This is a genomic window from Sulfurovum sp. (genome assembly GCF_041562805.1).
In the GTDB taxonomy this organism is placed as follows: Bacteria; Campylobacterota; Campylobacteria; order Campylobacterales; family Sulfurovaceae; genus Sulfurovum.
Window position 1 is genome coordinate 1 of the sequence record NZ_JBFFOH010000188.1, and the last position, 4,244, is coordinate 4,244.

Annotated in this window: 6 protein-coding genes; 1 reads left to right on the top strand and 5 read right to left on the bottom strand. The window is 39.9% G+C overall.

Annotated features, from left to right (window positions below; all coding sequences use genetic code 11):
* The coding region (locus tag ABYK33_RS14170; RefSeq protein WP_373033940.1) for a PqqD family protein at nt 1-267 on the bottom strand (267 nt) is incomplete at its 3' end.
* Nucleotides 268-381: 114 nt separating this feature from the next.
* On the opposite strand from ABYK33_RS14170, the gene ABYK33_RS14175 reads away from it, so the two are divergent.
* A complete protein-coding gene (locus tag ABYK33_RS14175) occupies nt 382-1,164 on the top strand; it encodes a trans-aconitate 2-methyltransferase (RefSeq protein WP_373033941.1) in 783 nt (260 codons plus the stop codon).
* A 44-nt stretch (nt 1,165-1,208) separates the two neighbouring features.
* Here the strand turns inward: ABYK33_RS14175 and ABYK33_RS14180 are convergent, their stop codons facing one another.
* From ABYK33_RS14180 to ABYK33_RS14195, 4 genes are read right to left on the bottom strand one after another with little or no spacing between them, the layout of a single operon-like run.
* Nucleotides 1,209-1,334 (bottom strand): hypothetical protein, encoded by a 126-nt coding sequence (locus ABYK33_RS14180; protein WP_373033942.1) that lies wholly within the window; start codon nt 1,332-1,334, stop codon nt 1,209-1,211.
* An 18-nt stretch (nt 1,335-1,352) separates the two neighbouring features.
* Complete coding sequence (locus ABYK33_RS14185; RefSeq protein ID WP_373033943.1) at nt 1,353-3,227, bottom strand: asparagine synthase-related protein; 1,875 nt, start codon at nt 3,225-3,227, stop codon at nt 1,353-1,355.
* Nucleotides 3,224-4,120, bottom strand: a complete 897-nt coding sequence (locus ABYK33_RS14190) for a hypothetical protein (RefSeq protein WP_373033944.1) — start codon at nt 4,118-4,120, stop codon at nt 3,224-3,226. The genes ABYK33_RS14185 and ABYK33_RS14190 overlap by 4 nt, the downstream gene beginning before the upstream one ends.
* A complete protein-coding gene (locus ABYK33_RS14195; protein WP_373033945.1) occupies nt 4,105-4,236 on the bottom strand; it encodes a lasso peptide biosynthesis protein in 132 nt (43 codons plus the stop codon). The genes ABYK33_RS14190 and ABYK33_RS14195 overlap by 16 nt, the downstream gene beginning before the upstream one ends.
* Nucleotides 4,237-4,244: the final 8 nt, after the last annotated feature.

Sequence of the window (4,244 nt, forward strand, 5' to 3'; positions counted from 1 at the left end):
AACTTCGACAAGCCCGGCATCAACAAGGGTCTGTACAAATGCAAAAATATCCGCTTCTAATTGGGCAGGTTGAATCTCATACTCTTCGATCAAGGCGTCATACGTTGCTTGCAGACTTCCTGTCTTGCTCAACTGTTGCCAGATTGCACTACCTGTTTCATCGAGCCCAAAATAGTTCTCACTATTCATATCTAATAAAACTATTTCCTCATCTACCTCTTGGGCAAAAACTTGATCTGAAATATTTATTTTTTGCTTCAACTTCATATGACTACTTTTCTGTTTTTTGTATTCTACAACAACTCATCTGCCATATATATAAGGTCCTTGTCTATATGATCTTTGTTTTATAAGAACAAAGTATTTCGATAAAATGTCGGCATGTCGATAAAACTAACAATCAAATCATGGAAAACATCAAAACACCCGTTGCAAAAAGGATTTTACATCTTTTTCTTGCTCTTTTGGAGAACATTTATCATTCCATTTAGACTACTGTTCAGCCCTAAACACAGGTCGCTACTGTTATTGAAATATTTTAGTAAACATGATATTCACCAGATTTCAAACTACACGGAGTTCAACCGCTATCCTGATCTTTTCTCTTCCTGTAGCGTGTTCATGCAAGGCAAGAAAAACCTGACTATACTCTCTTATGGCTGTTCCACAGGAGAAGAGGTTTTTACACTTAGAAAGTACTTCCCAAAAGCGAAGATTGTAGGTGTTGACATCAATAAAACTAACATTCGAAAAGCCCACCGTCAGAACAATGACAGTAGGATTGTTTTTTCGGATGAAATTAAGAATACATTGGCCGAATATGGACCCTTTGATCTTATTTTCGCTTTAGCTGTGTTGCAGCGAACGGAAAACAGAAAAGAGAACATTGTGGAGAGCAGTAATATCTATCCATTCGAGAAATTCAATGCCAAGTTAAGCGAGCTTGACAGCTATCTAAAACCGAATGGACTATTTGTTATCGATCATGCGGATTATCTGTTTGAAGAGGCGGATATATATTCACATTACCGCGCATTAAAGGGTGAACACAATACTGTTCATGAGAGATATCTATTTGACAAAGAGAATCGAAAAATGTCTGAGTACGTAACACATCATCGTATATTTGTTAAAACTTTCTCTGACATTGATAGAAGTGTCTAGACTTTATAAAACAACTAATAGCTGTATATCAATTTTCAGTTGTATTACGAGACTGGAAGTTTATTTGAATCACCCGGATTACCTTTTTCTACACCTTTTGTACTTCCTGACAATGTTGTTGTCTTTACATTCAACTTTTTTACAGCCGGTTTTTTCCATACTTTTTTCATAGATTATCCCTTTTATTTTCAGATTCGATCAGACATACGCTTTGTCAATAGTAAGGCTACTACTACTTTACGCAATGAATGTGGGTCTGAATGATCAAAATCGAATTTTTTCATCGTTAATAAAATTTTAGCATAATTTATATAACTGCTCTTATGTAAGTCTTGTTGATCATGTTTATGTCTACCGTACCAAATACGCAGGGACTCACTATAAGATTTTTTTTTCATCGCTTCGATCTTTATCTCAGCATATTTACCCAACCAAACAATATCATGAGGTAAAAGATCTTCTACACTCTTACGCCATAAAAATCGACGGTGCCCCTCTCGAACAGCAAACATCTCTTCGGGAATACCCAAGGCAAATTCAACAAGACGTTTATCTAAAAGTGGATATCTGTATTCCATTCGCTTTGAAAAAGCAGACAATTCCCAGGATTCGACCCGGGCTTGGAGATGACCATGACGCAAGAGTGCGTGCTGTCTTTTTCGTACACCGGGAGTAAATGGCAACTCTTTAAACTGATACTTTTTCATCACCTTCACAAAATCTTTTTTTACATACATATAGTCATCTGACTCATAAATATCATTTGTGCGCTCAAATAACTTATAAACCAGTGGATAAAACATTTCCCGTGCACACCGACGTGCAAATCGAATCCATGAATACTTACGCTCACTTTTTTCAGCGTACAAATATTGCAATGCCTCAACAATTTTTCCTTGCCAGAATAGCCCCGATTCATATCCATACCCGTTATAGGAGATAAACTCATCACCGCCCCATCCGGTCAATATCGTCCTAGCATTCATCTCTTTAGCATGATCTTGAACTAGATATTCACGCCAGTAGTACATGGTGCCTTTCGTCATGAAATCAAAGGTATCATAGAAAGAGGCTACTTCTTTGGGACTAATGCTAAACTCTTTATGGATTATATTCTCGTCATCAGCAATTCTTCGACTAAGACTCCAAGATTCAAATTCATAATCACCTTCTTTCTCAGGAACATCAACCCAGTTAAATGCCGTAAGTTGCTGATCTTTCTTTTGCAGTTTTCGTGCGGCAAGAACAGCGATCGGCGAAGAGTCGATACCACCGCTTAAATGTGAGACAACCGGATAGTCAGTGCGTAAACGTACCTCAACAGCATTGTCAAACAGCTCCTTAAGTCGTTCTACATATGTATCGTAACTATCAAATGAAATTTTGGGTATATCTGTAATTGACCAATATTGCTCTTCAACTATATTCTCAGATGTAATGAGCAATGTTGTCGCCGGCGGCAGTTTTTTTATCTTTTCAAAAAAGGTCGACCGTTTAGTATGAACACCCTGGTCACGTAAAAATAGAGATATGGTTTTATCATCATATCTCTTAGGGACCTCCTCGTGTGCCAACACACCTTCAATGTCGTTTGAAAAGACAAACAGTTCATCACTCAGGTAGTAGTGCAACAGTTTAATACCCATATGATCTCTGGCACAAAACAACTGCTGTTTTTGCACATCCCAGATGGCAAATGCAAAATCACCCAACAGATATTTTGGACACTTTTCACCCCACTTCTTGTAGGCTGCCATAATAAAATCGCTATCTGGGATTTCCTCCATTACCTTATCGGGAAGGTCAACCTGGGCTGCCAGTTCATCACGATTGTCCAGCCTTGCATCCATCGTGATGACCAGATGTTCCTTCCTACCGGGTTGATGTTCAAATTTTGACTCAGGTGTGTTCCAGAGCATTGTATGACCAAGTACGACATTCTCATCAATCCACGTCCCCTTTTCATCAGGTCCCCAATAGGACATAGCATCAAGCATGACATCGACAGTCTTTTTATCGACCGACTTACCGTTACGGTTATAGATGCCGAAAATACCGCTCATACCACTCCTTTACTGTGCTGACAGAGTGCTTCGTGGACTTCTGCAAGACGTTCCATATCCCAGGGGACCTGAACGCGGAATACCCTGATACTGTTGAGCATTTGCGATAGATATTTCAGACGCTTCGGCTTCAGATAACTGAACATATACAGATAGTTTGGCAGAAGCGTATTAAACTTCTCAAACCCATTAATCTCGTCAATTATAACAGTCGCATCTTCAGCAGCAGCTTCCAGTTCGTAAAAAACATGAATAGTTTTGAATTCTCTCATAAAGTTCTCAACACGGTAACCCAGCTCCTCGAACTTCCGGTAGGGGCGATGATAGGGATGGGAGCCGACTGCCATAAACTTGCCGTTATCAATAAAAGTCGCTACTTTATCGTCCGATACAAGGGTGTGCCCCTGCTTGATAAAGTAGTCCGTCATCGTCGATTTTCCGCCCATTGAGGGGGCAATAAAAAGAATAGGCTTTCCCTCTACTTCCACGGCACCAGCATGCAAAAAATCATACATACCTTCTAGCGTGAAGTAGAGCGGTAATAGAAGATGAATAAGCCAAAAACCAAGCAAACCGGCACTCCCCTCTTCATCCAGTTTATAATAGATGGTACGTTCACCACCTATCCAATAAAAACGGACCACACCCTCAACCTCATAGCACCATGGCTGTCCTATATCACTACCATTAAATTCCCGATCAGAGTATAGGTAGACATCTCGTCCATGCGCCCAATAAAAAGAAAATCCACAGGTAATAGCGCTTTGTAAAACTTCAGGAACATTTGACGAAAGTTCTAGTGTGTAACGTACTTGTGTGTCGTACGTAAGGTCAAGTGGCAAATCAATATCGCTGATGATCTTTGTGCCGTAAACGATCATCTTTTTTCCCATCCAAATACCGAAAGTACCGTATACTCTTCATGCCCCTTCGCACCGGTTATGATAATACCGCCACACTCAGACCAGGCGTGGGCTTTCATCTTCTCTTCGGCATCTTCATCTTTCATAACCCCCA